Raw genomic sequence first — 15549 nt, forward strand, 5'->3', positions numbered from 1 at the left:
CGCGAAGGCGTCGGCCCAGCAAACCCGTGCCGGGGGCAATGCCTCCCACTGCGATCTGTTCGGGGCGTTGATACGCAGCGTGGCGCAGTAGGCACAGCCGTCAGTCAAGGACGAGGGCTGTGCCTGTGGCCTCCATCAGAACTTGGTTTGCATACTCACTCGCATCGTCCGGCCCGGTGCCGGCATGAAGCTCTGCGCCAGTGGGTCGAGGTAGTAGCGGTCGGTGAGGTTTTGCAGCGAGACGTTCAACTGAGTGTGGTCCTGCACTTTGTAATTGAGGAACAGGTCCACCAGCGCCACTTCGCGGTAGACCAATTGCGGCGTGGTGGCGCCGGTCTGCCAGGGTTTGTCGGCGGTGACGGTTGGCCCGGAGGTGTAGGTGATGCGCGTGCCGACGGTCAGCGCCTGGTCGAAAAAGCGCAGGCCGGTGGTCAGGTTGGTGGCGAAGCGCGGTGGGTTTTGAGTGTTGGTGTAGGAGCCCATGAAACTGCCGGGCGTGCAGTTCGGCGTCTGGCTGGTCTGCTGGTAACGGTTGCTGCTCGCCCGCAAGCGCGCGGCGAACACTGAATCGCAGGTTTCGGTCTTCAGGTAGTAGGTGGATGACAGGTCGGCGAACACGCGGCCGGCGTCGTAATGGGACTGCAATTCCAGGCCACTGGTCTTGAAACTGTCGGTGTTGCTGAACTGCATCAGGCCCATCAAGCCGGGGCTGGGGTCGTAGTAGCGGGTAATGTAGTTCTTGATAGTGTTGTTGAAGTACGCCAGCTTGATCGCCGCCTGGTCGTCATCCACCAGCAGGCCCTTGTGCATCGTGCTGGCGCCGATTTCCCAGTTGCTCGAGCGCTCGGGCTTCAAGCCTTTGCCCGGCAGGGTTTGCAACACGCCCTGGCTGGTTTCAAACAGCGACGGCATACGCAGGCCCTGGGTGTAGGAGGCGTAGACAAAGGTGTCGGGCGCCACTTCAACATTGATACCGAACGCTGGCGCAAAGGCGCCGCCGCTGTTGCGCTCTTTTCCAGAGTAGTCATAACCACTGACCACTTCGCCTACCTGGGGCGCATACACCGTGGTATCTGTAGCGCCGAATTCGTTGTAGCGCACGCCTTCAAATGGGAAGTTGGAATTATTGAAGACGATGCCGTTGTTCAAGCGCGGGTCGGTGGCGTCGGTGTAGTGCCCGCTCGCGTCCGGGAACCAGAGCATGTTGCCGTAGTTGTTGGCGTTCATCGCCGACACGTAGCGCAATGGGCGCTCCTCCCAGCGTGCCGTCGAGTGCGGTACGTGGTCCTGGGTGCGGTAGTAGGTGTAGCGGCCGCCGCCCCACAGGGTCAGTTGGTCGACCGGCTGGTACTCCAACTTGCCGTTGAGGTTGAATTCCTGCCGGGAGCCGTCGCGCAAACTGCGGTTGGCATTGATGTCGTGCTGGGTGGTGACCACACCTTTTTGCGGACGCAGATCTTCCACTTGGAAGCCGCCGCCCAGGTCCAGCTTGAAGTCACCGTAGTCGCTGACAAACCGCGAGGTGTTGGCCAGGTCGCCGCCGATGCGCCGGTTAGCCTGGCGGCTCCAGTTGCGGTCCGAACGATAGGCCTGGGAAGCCGGCGCCAGCACCGAGGTCAGTTGGCTGGTCTGGGCATCGGTCATCCACAGGTTGGCCGTAAGGTCCACCAGCGGGTGGTTGGCGGGCAGGTAGTGATAGCGTGCGGTGTAGGTGTCAATCTCGGTGTGGCCGAGCGGGTACTGATAGATACCACCGGTGCCGAAGCGGAAAATATCCGACGGCATGATCTCGCCGATGTGCCCGTTGTAACGGCGGTAACCGAGGTCGAAGGTGTGCTCGTCGGTGGGGCGGATGGTGGTCTTTAGCAGCCACGATTCGGTCTCGGCCGACGAGTTGAGCACCTCTTCGCCGGCGTTGTAGGTGCTGGCCACCGTGCTCTCTTCGCGGCCATAACGGTCGTAGGTGCGGTAGCGATCCTGGCCCTTTTTACCGGCGAAATAATTGCCCTGGTTTCGATGGGCATAGGCTGCCACTACATCGAAAAAGTCATGGGTATAGGCAAATGCGGCACTGCCCGACTCTGCCTTCGAACCGAACAGCCCGCCGCGGCTTTGATGAGGCTCGGCGTACAGGCTGCCAGTGGACGCGTGGCCGTCGCGATACGCCGGGGCAACGCCGTTATTCCATACGTCGCCTTTAAGGCGCAGGCCGATGGTTTGCCCGTCACGCAAAATATCCTCGACGCCCAGGGTGCGCATTTTCACCGTGCCACCGATGGCGCTGGAGGTAACGCTGGGGCCTTTGTCGATGGTCACGTCGCTGATCAGGTCGGGGTCGATATAGCTGCGCTGCTGGGTGCCGGCGTAGCCGCGATAGACATCCAGTGCCTGCTGCGAGCCATCCACCGTTACCGCCACGCGGCTCTGGCCCTGGATGCCGCGGATGTTCACATCCAGGCCGCCGCCATTGCGGCTGTCGCCCACCTGCACGCCGGGCTGGCCTTTGAGCAGGTCGCCGGCGGAGATCACACCATAGCGCTGCATCTCGTCACCGGAGATGTAGACCGACGAACGCGGTGCCGAATACACCTGTTGTTTCTGCGGGTCTTCGCCCGTGATTTTCTGCGTGGGGAGCGCCAGGGCCGTGCCGCCCTGGTACAGCTCATAGCTGCCATCTGCGCGGCGCTGGTAACTCAAGCGTGTACCGTCCAATAGCCGTGTCAGCGCGGCCTCGGTGGTGAAATCGCCGTTGAGCCCTTGGCTGTTTTTGCCGGCGGTCAGCGTGGCACTCCCCGCCATGCTGATGCCCGCCTGCACGCCGAAGCGTGAGAGCACCTGGTCCAGGGAACCGGCGTCGATGTTGAAGTGCTGGCGCTCCTCGGCGGCGAACACAGTCGCGCCGCACAGCGGTTGCAAGCCGAGAAACAGCAGGCCGACCAGGCGGCTGCGCAGAACAAGGGTGGGGGAGGTCATGCAGGGCTCCTGAGGGTGAAAGGCCCATCTGTTTCGATGGGTTGTTCCCATAGGCCAAGCGACTTCGAAAAAACTGCGCGGCTGCACGAAAAATAATTTCAGGCCGGTACCACGGTGACCCAATAACGCGTGCGCCGCTCAATGCGCACCGGCAGCGCCTGGGCGAGCAGGGCCAATGCGGCGTCGGTGTCGTCGAGCTGGAAACTGCCGGTGACGCGCAAGCCTGCAACGGTATCGCTACAGCGTAAAACCCCCGGGCGGTAGCGCGAAAGTTCGGCCAGCAGCGTATCCAGGCGCATACGTTCGGCCGGCAACAAGCCGCGCATCCAGGCCTGGGCGAGAAAGCCATCGACAGGGGCGAGTGCGGCGATGCCGTGGTTATTCACCTGGGTGCGCCAACCCGCGTCCAGCCGCACCGGCAATTGATGGCCTCGCGAATGCACTTGCACCCGCCCGCGTAGTACCGTGACTTCGGTGCCCTGGCGGTCATGGCGCACCAGCAGATGAGCGCCTTGGCTGCGCAGCATCGCGTCGGGCGTGAGCAGTTGCAGCGCCCGTGATTCGACGGGAGCATCCAGGGCTATCTCACCTTCGACCAACTGCACACTGCGCTGCGCGGCATTGAGGTCCAGGTTCACCGCGCTGGCGGTGTTCAGCCACAGCGTGCTGCCGTCTGCCAACCGCCACTGCTGCCGCTCACCGATGCCGGTCCGGTAGGTGGCCAGGGCCGAGCGCACCACGCGGGTCTGCGCACCTTGCCACGACAGCCCGCCCAACAGGCTGACGGCCAACAGGGCCTTGAGCACCTGGCGCCGTTGTTGTGGATCATTCCCCGCCGACTCCAGCGCCCGTCGCGTGGTGGCATCCGCCAACAACGTCGCCCCGGGCTGTAGCAACAACGGCAAGCTGCTGACGCGCTGCCAGGCATACTCATGCTCGGTATTGGCTTGGCGCCATCGTTGCAAGGCCAGGCAGTCGGCGGCACTCATCAGCCCGGATTGGCTCTTCACCAGCCAGTCGATAGCGCTGTCGCGTACTTGCGGATCAACCGGCAGGCTCATTCAAAACGGCTCGCGTAACACACGCTGAACGCCTTGCCCATGGCCCGCTGCACTTGCGCCACGCTGAGGTTCAACTGCGCGGCGATCTGCGGGTAGGTCAAACCATCGAGCTGGGACAAGAAGAAAATCCGCCGCACCGGCATCGACAGGCCCACCAGCAACGAGTCGAGTTGCAGCAGGGTCTCGATGGTCAGCAGACGGTCTTCCGGCGAGGGCTCCAGCGCTTCGGGCCGAGCGGCCAAGGCCTCCAGATACGCCCGTTCGATGGCCTGGCGCCGCCAGCGGTTGATCAACAGGTCATTGGCAATCTTGGCGAGAAACGCCATGGGCTGACGCAGCTCGCGCACATCCTGGCGGGAACACAACACGCGCACGAAGGTGTCGTGGGCCAGGTCCTCGGCATCGGCGCGGTGCCCCAGCCGCCGATGCAACCAACCCCGCAACCAACTGCGATGACGGGTATACAGCTGCTCGACCGACGAGGCTGTGCTGTCGTTGTGCATGTGAGATTCACTTGGTTTTAAATGATAACTGTTCTCATCTTATTGTTTTTGCTTGGGTGTTGTACAGCGCTATGCGGTAACGCTGCGGGTTTCAAATCCATTGATCATTCACCGTAGCACCCGCAGACCCCACCCGAAACGTCAGTGCCGGGCCAGCCGTACGTGCCAGTCGCCACCGTGCTGGCGTTGGCAGTCTTCTTCGCAGTCAAAATGCACATAGCGGTTGATAGGTAAGGGCGCAATGTCGGCTTCGTGCAGCGCAGCCGCGGTCAGCTCACGCATGCGTTGGTCGGCGCCTGTTGAGAGGGCAGCGTCCTTGCTCGCGCGGGTGTCGAACACCCAGGTTACGCGCAGGCTCTGGGGGAAGGCGGTGTAGTCGACGGTGTGGGTCAGCCAGGCGAAACCGTTGATTTCGCACTTGGCGGTCTCGCAGGCCTCAGTCAGGCGGGCGATCAGGCGGCGCTCAATGCGTGCGTGGTCGCGTTTGGATGAAGTCATCAGTGGCTCCAGTGGGGGGCGGATTTCTAGCGCTGCTGAAAGGCTATTTTCAACCCAAGGCCCATAAACAACGTGCCGATGATTTTCCCTTCCCAGCGCCGCAGCCTGGAAAGCCCCTTGATCCCTCGGCCCAAGGGGCGGATCGCGAGGGCCAGCAAGCTGGTGTAGACCGCGCTGAGCCCAGAGAAAATCAAGCCCAGTACCGCGAACTGCACCAGCGACGAGCCGGATTCCGGGTGGACGAATTGCGGCAGGAACGCCAGGAAAAAGATCGCGGTCTTCGGGTTCAGCACCTCGGCGCCCACCGCCTGGAAAAACGCCTGTCGCGGCGTGACCGCAGGCAATTCAAGCCGCCCGGATGTGCCTGCCTTGGCCATGAACGCGCGTACGCCCAGGTAGATCAGGTAAGCGGCACCGGCCCACTTCACGGCGTTGAACGCCGCTGCCGAAGTCATCAGGATCGCCGACAAACCTAGCGCTGCGCACAACGTATGCACCAGATCACCGCACGCCACACCCAGCCCGGTAGCGACGCCGGCTTTACGGCCACCTTGAATGGTGCGGGTGATCACCAGCAACACGGAAGGGCCAGGGATCAGAAATAGACCGATCACCACGGCGACGTAGGTGACGAGGGAGGCGAGTTCAAACATAAGGGCCGTCTCAGAGTAAGGCACGGCCCACAGTTAATCCTTAAGTGAGGGGCGAATGCAACGGCCCCTAGTCGCTCAGGGGTGGCATTGCTCTTCGGAGTCGAAACTGACGCAACGGGCCATGTGCGTGATCTGCACGTCAGCGTCATTCAATGTGGCGGCAGTCAGCTCGCGCATGCCCCGATGGCAGGTGGCATAAGGGCGCCGACGGGCTTATTGCGGGTTGCCCTCGCAAATGGCTTTCAGACCCAGGACGGTAGTAGGGGTCGGGCCCAGATGAGAAGTAGTGCTCACCAGCATATTGGCGCCGGTGTCACCTTCCAAGCGATAAGGCTTGCCGTTGCAGACCTTTGCGGCTTTCTGGTTGATATTTTCCAGCAAGCCTTCCCTGGAGTTGAAGATGCTGCCATGGCTGCTGATCATGTATTCACCCGGGGCAACTTCATTGGCGCCGGTGAATGTGCAGCCGGTCAAGGCCAAGGTGATGCATCCAAGCGAGAGTAATTTTTTCAAGTCCATGAATCCTGGGAGTGGGTTGGGGCGTCAGGCGATAGGCTGATCAGAGCGGGGGGTGTTGAAGCGAGGGGCGCAACCGTTGCCACTCATTCCAGCAATCCTCGGCAACGATATCCGGATAACCCCGCTCTTGTTCCATCGCTAGCGCGGTGTAGAAGGTTACCGCAATGCAAGTGGCTTGGTCGCGGATTTCGCAGACTTCGACTTCGTTGAGTGGGGTGCCTTTTTTGCACTCGGCGGCTGCCAGCACGGCGGCAAGGGCGGGGATGAAAACCAGGCAGAGGGGCTCGGTGGGCATTAACTGAATGCCTCAGTGGAGTGGACGGCGTTTATTGTTCCGGGTTGATCAACGATCTCAACGTATGGTCCTCCCAAGCGCCAGCAATTTTCAGATAGGCTCGCGCATGTCCTTCCTTTTCAAACCCCAGCGACTCCAGAAGACGTTCACTTCGCACATTGCGGGGTAAATGATTGGCCATGATTCGGTGAAGACCCATCTGCTCAAAACAGTGACGGTTAGTGACCTGAAGTGTTTTTTTCATCAAGCCGCGGCCTTGGGCAGATTCCGCTAACGAGAAGCCGAGGTGACAGGCCTGAAAAACGCCCTTCACGATGTTCGTGTAGTTGCATCGCCCTAGAACCTCTGCGCTCTCGGGTTCAAGCAAGAGGAAAAAAATAGCGTCTCCAGCTTGCATACTGTTTACCTGCTGCTCGACCCTGGCCTTGGCGCTGCCCGTGGTGAAATATTCCTCGTCCCTGAGCGGCTCCCAGGGTTGCAGATGCCTGCGGTTGACGCGCTCGTAACGGCTGATCCTCTCGAAATCGTCATGTGACAATGGCCGAAGGCAGTAGCCCTCAACGCAATACTCCATAAACCCCTCCAGATTTATCAATGCCCCAACACTGACTGCGTAACCGCGAAGAATAGCGCCGCTGCGCGTAAAGCGACCCCTTTCACGGCAAACAGGTCTACCATACCTGCCCCGGCAGTGGTTCCACTCGCTCCCGAACTCAATTTTTCAAGGTAGCGATAATGTCCATCGACCAGATCTCCCTCCCCAAAGGCGTTGGCCCTCACGCCGCCAAGCTTCTCGACGCCATTACTGGCGCCTCCACCCATGAAGAACTCAACCGTGCTGGCGGTAAAGCTGAGGGTTTCGTGTTGGGGCTGGAGGCCACCAAGGCGATCAAAAGCCAGATTGCAGAGTCGCTGTATGTGGCGTATGACGACGCGGCGAGCAATCGGGCCAGTGAGTTGAAGGGTTAGTACACGTCAGTGAAAATCGGGGCCAGACCACAATTTTACAACCGTGGTCTGCCCCCGATCTCTCTGCGAGATTGGCCCGACGCTTCTGGAAAATAACGGCTGCTCAAAACCAAATTATTGCTACCCATGAGCGCATTTAAAATAGGCACAATAGCTCGCTAGGCTTGCTCTATTAACAGACGGATTCGTTCATGCATCACCGCATCCATGCCGCTTACCATCAAGCGGCCTTCTCCCGCAGCACTTGCGCGTGGTTGACCATTGACGATGTGGCCATCGAGCAATGGTTGGCCTCCCACCTGAATGACGCCAGTGTCGCCCTGCTTGGGCTATCCTTAATGTGGTTAATGGATGAGGAAGAAGATGCCCTCGCCAGGCGTCGCTTCATTCCCGGCGAGGACGGCAGCTCCTCCCTTGTACCACTGCTGGTGTGCAGCGATGATATGGACTTCGACTGCACCGTGCTGATGGTCGAACAGGTTATCGACGGCGACACCGTGCATTGGCGGCGTTTCGGCTGGAGCGCTTCCGGCAAGCTGGAAGTGGGGATTTCTACTCGCTGGAACGCGGAAAACCAGCCGGTAAGCTTTTCCCTGGAGGAGTTCCGCGCAGCGCTGGAGACGTTCGACAAACTGCAGAAGGAACCGCCGAGTCAATGAGGGGCACGAATTTTAAGCAGCAACTTCCCGAGCCCGACGATGCTGCTAAAGTGAAGCTTCGCAAGCTGTTGGCTGCCGGCACAATTTTGTCAGTGATGAATAAGACCAAATGGGCCGAGCTGATCGAGGCAATGCTTCGCTCACCGCAAATGCAACCAGAATTCAGACTGCACAGTGTTTTAGCGCCGAGCGGCTATTGCACAGACTGGGATGGCGATTGGCATTACCACATCCATCCGGTAGCGGAAATCGAGTGGATTGAACTCAGAGCGGTTTCGCTCGATTGGTTGCTGTCCACACTAAGAAAACACAACCTTGCGTTTTCGATCGAAGGCGAAACGCCTCGTGTATGGGGCTATACCAGACTTGGCATGCAGCCTGTTTGGTGCTGAATTCAAGCGTTTTAAACGACGGCTTTCGGCCCAGGAGAGACCTCAGGCCGTCGAAAGAGCAATCGCTTTTTCTAAGACTGCCTGCAACATCTGCTCCGGTGATTGTGCCTTGTTGAAGACGCTCGGTGACAATTTATCAGAGTCGTTTTCAGTCGGTTGCCTGAGAAGGGCGAGCGGCCCCGATTGTTCTAACTGCTCTTGGTAAAGAATTTTTATACTGTCCCTAAAGCCATCAGGGTATGCCGCTTTCTCGACCGCTGGAAGATCATCGAAATAGTCCATGATGCCTTTGAAGACTTCACTGTTGTCACCGCCGTTCGTTATATTGGCGTACAACTTGGAAAAATAGGTTTCATCCTGCTTACTAAGCTCCCCATAAGCGGAATATCGTTCTGCATCCGTATAGGTTCCTGAAACATCATAAACAATATTGCTTAGCCCGTTTCGGGCCATACCTTCAAATGGGTTTGGAAGTTTTTCCGGGGGGAGTTTAGAAAGCCCAATTGCGTAATCCAGTGACTGCTGACCTAACGCCAAACGGGCAGGGTCATCTGTTCTGGGAAGTAGATCCGCATTATTAAGGTTCCCCCCAGCAATCCGCTGCCCGAAATTGTACATATCGCTCTGACCTTTTGCATATTGTCCTTTTAAATCCCTATTGGACATAGAGGCTTGTTTATCATCAGCGCTACTTAATGCGTACAGTGCCCGTGCAGAATCGGAGATTGTGACGGTCTCCGTCGTCTTGAGGGCAGCATCCCCTGAAGGTAAATTTACAGGGTTGGACGAAGCAGGCTTCTCTTGTGTAAAAACCTTTGCCTGTGTGCTTGCTTGATAAGATTTAATCGAAATATCCATGGTGATACTCCATACGCTGGCGATAGATCAAGAGCTAGCTCCAGCTAGAGGGCCTATACAAATGTCGGATTATTTGATTTCAAATTCGACAGTGTAGTTATAGGGAGGCGCCGATTGAATTGCTGTGATATTGGCGTTGCAAGTAGCCTTATCGGAACCAGTGCTAGTGCCCATTTTAGTCCAGCTAGGGGTTTTAGTCGTTGGATTGACTTGGTGGCTTGCTGCAAAACGACATTTCTTATTACCTGACGTATAGACGAACCGCATTCCTGAAACCGTATCCGCGACACTGGTCAGGGCAAATGTTGTCGTTGCAGACGGCAGAATCGTACTGGGGGAGGGGGCTACACTCCCTGAAAAGTACTCGAAAGTGTAGGCGGCTGGACCGGTCGTAGAGTTCTTCACCTTCACGGTGACGATTATGCCTGCCTGGGCAGATGCAATCATAGAGGCGAATAGAGTTGCTGCCCCGAACAGTTTAACGAATCTCATAAATATCCCTTTAATTTGATAATCACTATGACTCTTGTCCTTGCTCGTCGTCTTGTATAGAAAAGACAGCAAGACTCAACCTCTATAGCGGCAGGTAACCAGAATTCTTTAAGCCAAGGGTTGCTGTTTTTGACCCATCGGATGAATAACGATTTCACAACCTGAAGGAACTAACACATATCCAGCCTGCAACCCTTCAATTTCAATAGCTTGCGCAGTGGTCCTGGTTGCCGCTACCGGCTATCACCCTAGCGGCGAGGAACTGCGCAGCGAGAGTCCTTACCACTGCCGCTAACCCTGGCAGCAAACCTTCCGCTTCACCCCAAAGGCGGTCCAAGACTATGAACAGATTCTGTTGGACGGTGGCCGGTGCCTGGTCGCGTTGTAGCGCTTGAACCCGGCTGGCCAAGCTGAAAACGAGCCTGTTGAAAAGGCAGAGCTTTGCGTACGTCGAGGTGCATCATATCCAGCTAGCAGGCTGGGCCAATCGCCGGAACATTCTGACGAACATAATAATTGTCGAATTCACTGCTTTCGATGAACTGGAAGCCATGGCGGGTATAAAAGCGATTCGAAGCGCTTTCTTTGAGAGCACCCACTTTAAGAGGAAGCGCCGCCACATCCGCCTCTTTGAAAATCTGCGTGAGAACAGCAGACCCTACCCCTGACCCTTGCGCGCTCGGCCTTACATACAAGTGGTCGAGCAAGAGTTCATTGTGGTGATGTTTGACCACTACGAAACCCACCCTCTCTCCAGATGCCTCGATGTAGCGCGTGTTGCGAGCTTCAAAGCCGCTAAGAAACCGCTCGCGCGCACGGACCGGATCAAATCGCCCAACACGCTCCAGACTTTCGCGCATGGCCTCGATTCGAATGGCTACAAGATTATCCAAGTCGCTTTGTTGAGCTGGAACCAAAATGATGGGGGAATTTTGATTGGGTGTGACGGGCATATTTTGTGCTCCAACTACCATCCTGGGGGCCCAGTATAGAGAGCCCGATACTGATGAAGCGACCGGCATGGTATTTCCACGGGATAGACCCAAAGCGACCACTCGCGACGGAACAAACAGCGTACATCGGAGCCAGTAACACGCGGGAGGTTACTGACGATCCCCCATGCGTCTTTTCACGCCGTAACAGTCATTAATATCGAGAGCCTTTTGATAATATTCCGAGCGTTGTGCGCGGTTACTGTTCCCCTGTAGCCGGTAAATTTCCGCTTGGAAGTCACGGCTGCTGCCCCACTGCATGGCAAGGCCCTCAGGTTGTTCCCGCTTGCACTCAAGCCTCACAACAGGCTGTGGAAAGTATTTCTCATAGATTGGCATGCTGGTCTCTGTGGCCTGCAATGCTGTTTGGTACAGGGGTGTGCCGCTGTACGCCACACACCAGGATGAAATCTCAAGTGCCGGTGGAGCTAAGCCATGAGCAAGGCTTTTTTCAAACAAGGGGCAAGCTTTCTCTTTTATGACTTCGCTCGGATACAGCATCACGTAGATCAGTCCGAGACGGTATTGGGCTACGGGATGATCAAGGGCGGCTGCCTGCTCAAGCAGCGTGATCGCTGGCTTTAACAGTTCGCCAGCTTCATCGATCAGGGCCCAAGAGCGCTTCTTCTCCTCTGCGCTCGCCGTAGGGGTGTTAGCCGGGACTGCTTCGAGCTTGCTATTCGCCTGTTGTAGATACGGGACAGCCTGCTGATAAAAGCTCTCACCGCGAGGATCAATATGAAGCGTGCTGGCCATGCACAACTGAGATAGTAGGCACCCTGCCAGGGTGTAGCTCCAGCGATTAAGAAACATAGTTTGCCTCCTTGCGGCACATTATTTTAGAGCAGCGTAGCGTACTGATGATTTCCCCTAAAAACAGCGGAAAGGGGGCTTATGACGACGCGGCGAGCAATCGGGCGGGTGAGTTGAAAGGCTGATCATCTGGGCTGTCGGTTTGAGCTTCGGCGGTTGCCGCCAGCTCGTTTGCGTTTCTTGAGACAGCTTGTGCGCGGATCTTTAGACTGTGGGCTTTATCTTTCTCAGGATGAGGCTGTCATGTTTAAAGTTGTCATCGCGTCACTGTTGTTGAGCTGCACCTTCTGGGCTTCGGCGGCTACGAGTGTTGATGTCTCGAAGATTTACGGCAACATCCAGTTCGTCGATAGCTTCCCGGACTATAAGGTCAAGGTGGTGGACAGCTATCCTGACCTCAAGGTACAGCGGGTAGATCACTATCCAGACTCAGCCGGCAAATGGAAAACGGTCGATCACTACCCCGACTACAAGATTCAGATTGTCGATCACTACCCCGATTTCACCATTCAGTACGTGGATCACTACCCGGGGGCTAATTGAAGGCAGAGGGAAAAGGGGATGGCGTATACCAATGAACTGCGGATTCGACATAAACGTGTTTTTGCTTCTCAGGTATGAAGGGCGTGTCGAGCGTGCCCAGGGCTATCGAAACCCAGTCGGCAAACCCCCCTTGAGACCGTGACCAGAACAATGTCGAGCCACAGTGCGTGCAAAATTCGCGTAACACCGCCTCTGAGGATGCATAGGTTTTGATGCTGGTGGCGCCGGAAAGTATGCGTAGTGCGTTACGGGGAACACTGCCGTAAGAAGCGAATGCGGCCCCGTGAGCTTTGCGGCACTGGCTGCAATGGCAATGGCTCACTGCTTTCGGCGTGGCGGATAGCTCGTAAGTGACGGCTGCGCACAAGCAGCTTCCTTGGTACACCATTGTCATACGCTTTGCCCGTCGTGCGAAAAACGTCAGCGTAACCGTCCCGCTCTAGTCAGTCGACCTACAGCTGCTGGTCAGGAGCAGACGTGGCTGTCGTCATCCGACCCACCCAGCACACGCCCAGCACGCCGACTCGCCGAGTCGTTGAACGTGGCTTACGACGACGCGGCGAGTTATCGAGCTATTGAGTCGAAGGGTTAACCATCACCCAGGGCAGGGCGCTTCGCGGTCGAGGAGTCTGGCGGTGAGGAGCACGCCCAGTTCGCTCAACTGGTGGATGGCCAGGGCGATGTCGCGGTGTTTGCCGTTGAGGTCTTCGGACAGGTCGAGCAGCAGGGTGCTGACGCTGGTGAAGGTTTCGTAGCTGTTGGTGATGAGGGTTTCGTTGCTGGCGTTGGGGGCAACGTTGAAAAGGGCGCTTGAATCTGATTTGAGCATGTTTGAATTCCTGTTTAGGGCCACCATCCTTTAGCTACTAAACATAAGGGTGGCGGCTGTGCGCAGGTTAGTAGACCGGGGAATCCAAACAAAGCCGGCGCACCCGAAGGTGCCCTGCGCACAGCCACCATCAAACACAGACGCAATGTCTGATCGATGAAGCTTGTGCACATTGTTTGGATAAACCCTCAGGCTACTAAACCCGATCACTGAACAATTCAGCGACCGAGCCACCTTAGAGACGGCCTCACCAGCGCACAAGCCGGCGGATTCTGACGCACGCGTAGGCAATGGAGCAAGCCGCGACGAGGGAATCGGATTTTGCCTTCAGGCGCTGCGCAGTGATTGGTCAACAGTGGGTTGTTATCAAGGTGCGGGTAGCTGGACAATAGGTCCGGACGAGCCAACAACGAAGGACCCGGTGTGCGAACTCCCGGTTCGCACGGCTGGGCTCTACAAACTGCAAAATTACTGATCGGAAAAAAGACCAATGCTAGGGAAAGTCAGCAGTAAACATCTTGTCTGGGCCGCGGTCGCACTTTGCGCGACCCTTCTGTCCGGGTGCGCTACCTCACGCTACGACGGCAAGCACGCACCGGACCCGAGTAAGGCGATTATCGTGGGTTCGATTGGTGAGAGCTTTCCGATGATGCAGCCGCACGGGCTGGTGGTTGAGATCAAGCAACAGGGAGCACCCGGCACCGCATTACGGCTGACGACGTTGGGCAATGAAGATGATCAGCCATCACCCTCTGTGCTGGGTCATTACTTCATGTATGAAGTGCCGCCTGGTGAGTATGAGTACACGCAGTGGCATTACGTGCATTACGCGGGAAGGTCGATGCCGCGCCCTGTGCCTGCGGTTTTCTCGGTGAAGGCCGGGGAAACCCTCTATATCGGCGATCTGCGCGTCGATGCTCTGCGCTTTTGCCTGTCCAACGTGAACAATGCCGAGAGCACTGTGCAGGAGCTGAAGCGCAAGTACCCGATGCTCAAGGACCGGAACATCGTGAATCTGACGGCAAAGAGTGGTTTTGCGCCTTGGCCGAGTTCTGATGCCACTGACTTCGGTAAAGGGCTGTGCACGATCTGAATCCGGTAACGGTGACAGTCATCGAACCCGACGCCCATTGATCCACGTTCAAGGAATTTCATGCCATGAAGCGCTGTACGCTACTCTGGGCCGGCCTGTTCGCAGCCCTGGCCTCACTGACCGGCTGCATCAGCGGTCCGGACCTGACAGGCCAACCGTTCTTCACGTCACCGGCACAACCCCGTGCGGATGAGGCCACGGTGTACTTCTATCGCACGTCGGCTAGCATCGGTAACGGGGTCGCCCCGACTATTCAGGTCGATGGCCGCGCCATCGGCAGCTTGCCCTCCGGTAGCTTTTTCAAGGCCGGCATTCCCGCTGGTAAGCACAGCGTCGCATCCACCTCGCCACCCATCATCAGCGGTATGGTTAACCAGCGTTTCGATATCACTGTCGAGAATGGAAAGGTGTATTACATCGCCGACCAACTCAGCACCTCTGCCTACACGGATGGGCAGACCTTGGGTGAAGTCGACGGCCGTCGTTTCGGTGGAACAATGTTTTACTCGCGCTACGCGCTGGTGCCTGCCGAGGAAGCGTTGCGTTCTATCAAGTGGTGCCAGGAGCTGCCGGCAACCGCACGGTAGCCATGCGTCCCGCTTCATCAACAGCCAACTCGCCGAGTCGTCGTATGTGGCTTAGAACGACGCGGCGAGTGGCCGAGCTATTGAGTTAAGGGGTAATCATCAGCCAGGGCCGGGCGCTTCGTGGTCCAGGAGCCTGGCGTACCGTTTGCGTTTTCACGAGCAAACTCGCGCCTACAGAAGTGCCATGTTCGGGTGTTATGGTTGGCGCTGACCAGGGAGGATTGAACATGACATTGACCGTCGATACGTTGCTCGAGTTGGCCATGACTAACCCGATCAATGCTCAGATCACGGCGCGCCTGCCGGATCTGGGCGTGCAACAGTGCCTGCTCACGGCGGGTTGCCTGTTCCAGGCAGTGTGGAACCATCAGGCGAATCTGCCGGCCGCTCAGGGCGTGAAGGACTACGACGTTTTCTACTTCGACGAAGATGTGTCCTACGAAGCGGAGGACGCGGTGATTCGGGCGGCAAACTTGCTATTCCAGGACCTGGGCGTGAATGTGGAGGTCAAGAATCAGGCGCGGGTGCATCTTTGGTACGGTCAGCGGTTTGGCCGGCCCTATCCGCCGTTGCACTCGGCCAGGCAGGGGGTTGATCGTTACCTGGTGGCGGGTACTTGTATTGCGCTGGATATTGCCTCGGGCGAGGTCTATGCGCCTTATGGTTTGGACGATGTGGAGCAGGGTGTGTTGCGCATCAACCCGCTGCACGCAGAGCCGGAGCTGTTCATGCACAAGGCCAGAAGTTATCAGGCGCGCTGGCCCTGGCTCAGGATCGTGGAGCCCACACTTGATCGCAGGTGAACTTTTACCGGTATGTC

The 15549-nt window shown here is 57.5% G+C and carries 21 protein-coding genes; 7 read left to right on the top strand and 14 right to left on the bottom strand.

Going from position 1 to position 15549, the window contains the following annotated elements; all coding sequences use genetic code 11:
• Positions 1–135 precede the first annotated feature (135 nt).
• From JFT66_RS19310 to JFT66_RS19345, 8 genes are all read right to left on the bottom strand, one after another.
• Positions 136–2973: a TonB-dependent receptor gene (locus JFT66_RS19310; protein WP_198859896.1), complete on the bottom strand. Its 2838-nt coding sequence runs from the start codon at positions 2971–2973 to the stop codon at positions 136–138.
• 98 nt (positions 2974–3071) lie between these two features.
• On the bottom strand, positions 3072–4034 hold the full coding sequence (locus tag JFT66_RS19315; protein WP_198859897.1) for a FecR domain-containing protein: 963 nt from the start codon (positions 4032–4034) through the stop codon (positions 3072–3074).
• On the bottom strand, positions 4031–4537 hold the full coding sequence (locus tag JFT66_RS19320; RefSeq protein WP_034116904.1) for a sigma-70 family RNA polymerase sigma factor: 507 nt from the start codon (positions 4535–4537) through the stop codon (positions 4031–4033). Before JFT66_RS19320 ends, JFT66_RS19315 begins: the two co-directional genes overlap by 4 nt.
• Positions 4538–4678: 141 nt before the next feature.
• Positions 4679–5035 carry a hypothetical protein gene (locus tag JFT66_RS19325; protein ID WP_198859898.1) on the bottom strand — a complete coding sequence of 119 codons (357 nt, stop codon included), beginning with the start codon at positions 5033–5035 and terminating at the stop codon, positions 4679–4681.
• Positions 5036–5061: 26 nt separating this feature from the next.
• On the bottom strand, positions 5062–5688 hold the full coding sequence (locus JFT66_RS19330; protein WP_198859899.1) for a LysE family translocator: 627 nt from the start codon (positions 5686–5688) through the stop codon (positions 5062–5064).
• Between the two features lie 213 nt (positions 5689–5901).
• On the bottom strand, positions 5902–6201 hold the full coding sequence (locus tag JFT66_RS19335; RefSeq protein ID WP_034117887.1) for a hypothetical protein: 300 nt from the start codon (positions 6199–6201) through the stop codon (positions 5902–5904).
• 46 nt (positions 6202–6247) lie between these two features.
• Positions 6248–6502, bottom strand: coding sequence for a hypothetical protein (locus JFT66_RS19340; RefSeq protein WP_198859900.1), 255 nt, complete (start codon positions 6500–6502; stop codon positions 6248–6250).
• 31 nt (positions 6503–6533) lie between these two features.
• The gene (locus JFT66_RS19345; RefSeq protein WP_034116900.1) at positions 6534–7076 is read right to left on the bottom strand and encodes a GNAT family N-acetyltransferase; all 543 of its coding nucleotides are present in this window, start codon (positions 7074–7076) and stop codon (positions 6534–6536) included.
• A gap of 161 nt (positions 7077–7237) precedes the next feature.
• Between JFT66_RS19345 and JFT66_RS19350 the strand changes: the two genes are divergently transcribed.
• The 3 genes from JFT66_RS19350 (at position 7238) to JFT66_RS19360 (ending at position 8522) form a co-directional block, all read left to right on the top strand.
• Entirely contained in the window at positions 7238–7471 is a 234-nt protein-coding gene (locus tag JFT66_RS19350; protein WP_020302473.1) for a hypothetical protein, read from the top strand.
• Positions 7472–7662: 191 nt separating this feature from the next.
• Complete coding sequence (locus tag JFT66_RS19355; RefSeq protein ID WP_198859901.1) at positions 7663–8130, top strand: hypothetical protein; 468 nt, start codon at positions 7663–7665, stop codon at positions 8128–8130.
• Entirely contained in the window at positions 8127–8522 is a 396-nt protein-coding gene (locus JFT66_RS19360; RefSeq protein WP_198859902.1) for a DUF6678 family protein, read from the top strand. The genes JFT66_RS19355 and JFT66_RS19360 overlap by 4 nt, the downstream gene beginning before the upstream one ends.
• Before the next feature lie 42 nt (positions 8523–8564).
• Here the strand turns inward: JFT66_RS19360 and JFT66_RS19365 are convergent, their stop codons facing one another.
• The 4 genes from JFT66_RS19365 to JFT66_RS19380 form a co-directional block, all read right to left on the bottom strand.
• The gene (locus JFT66_RS19365; RefSeq protein ID WP_198859903.1) at positions 8565–9380 is read right to left on the bottom strand and encodes a hypothetical protein; all 816 of its coding nucleotides are present in this window, start codon (positions 9378–9380) and stop codon (positions 8565–8567) included.
• 69 nt (positions 9381–9449) lie between these two features.
• Positions 9450–9872: a hypothetical protein gene (locus JFT66_RS19370; RefSeq protein WP_198859904.1), complete on the bottom strand. Its 423-nt coding sequence runs from the start codon at positions 9870–9872 to the stop codon at positions 9450–9452.
• Positions 9873–10342: 470 nt separating this feature from the next.
• Positions 10343–10825, bottom strand: coding sequence for a GNAT family N-acetyltransferase (locus tag JFT66_RS19375; RefSeq protein WP_198859905.1), 483 nt, complete (start codon positions 10823–10825; stop codon positions 10343–10345).
• Positions 10826–10975: 150 nt separating this feature from the next.
• Positions 10976–11677, bottom strand: a complete 702-nt coding sequence (locus JFT66_RS19380) for a hypothetical protein (RefSeq protein WP_198859906.1) — start codon at positions 11675–11677, stop codon at positions 10976–10978.
• Positions 11678–11920: 243 nt separating this feature from the next.
• On the opposite strand from JFT66_RS19380, the gene JFT66_RS19385 reads away from it, so the two are divergent.
• Positions 11921–12220, top strand: a complete 300-nt coding sequence (locus tag JFT66_RS19385) for a hypothetical protein (RefSeq protein ID WP_034116894.1) — start codon at positions 11921–11923, stop codon at positions 12218–12220.
• Here the strand turns inward: JFT66_RS19385 and JFT66_RS19390 are convergent.
• Complete coding sequence (locus JFT66_RS19390) at positions 12213–12614, bottom strand: GFA family protein (protein ID WP_198859907.1); 402 nt, start codon at positions 12612–12614, stop codon at positions 12213–12215. The two genes, JFT66_RS19385 and JFT66_RS19390, sit on opposite strands and share 8 nt — an antisense overlap.
• Before the next feature lie 201 nt (positions 12615–12815).
• Positions 12816–13049 carry a DUF6124 family protein gene (locus tag JFT66_RS19395; protein ID WP_034136022.1) on the bottom strand — a complete coding sequence of 78 codons (234 nt, stop codon included), beginning with the start codon at positions 13047–13049 and terminating at the stop codon, positions 12816–12818.
• Between the two features lie 619 nt (positions 13050–13668).
• On the opposite strand from JFT66_RS19395, the gene JFT66_RS19400 reads away from it, so the two are divergent.
• The 3 genes from JFT66_RS19400 to JFT66_RS19410 all read left to right on the top strand — a co-directional run bounded on the left by JFT66_RS19400 (position 13669) and on the right by JFT66_RS19410 (position 15532).
• Positions 13669–14142: a hypothetical protein gene (locus JFT66_RS19400; protein ID WP_332875121.1), complete on the top strand. Its 474-nt coding sequence runs from the start codon at positions 13669–13671 to the stop codon at positions 14140–14142.
• 65 nt (positions 14143–14207) lie between these two features.
• Complete coding sequence (locus tag JFT66_RS19405) at positions 14208–14729, top strand: DUF2846 domain-containing protein (protein ID WP_153870993.1); 522 nt, start codon at positions 14208–14210, stop codon at positions 14727–14729.
• A 227-nt stretch (positions 14730–14956) separates the two neighbouring features.
• On the top strand, positions 14957–15532 hold the full coding sequence (locus tag JFT66_RS19410) for a nucleotidyltransferase family protein (protein ID WP_034116890.1): 576 nt from the start codon (positions 14957–14959) through the stop codon (positions 15530–15532).
• The last annotated feature ends 17 nt before the right edge of the window (positions 15533–15549 follow it).

Source organism: Pseudomonas sp. MF6755 (assembly GCF_016405635.1).
Classification (GTDB): Bacteria; Pseudomonadota; Gammaproteobacteria; order Pseudomonadales; family Pseudomonadaceae; genus Aquipseudomonas; species Aquipseudomonas haemolytica.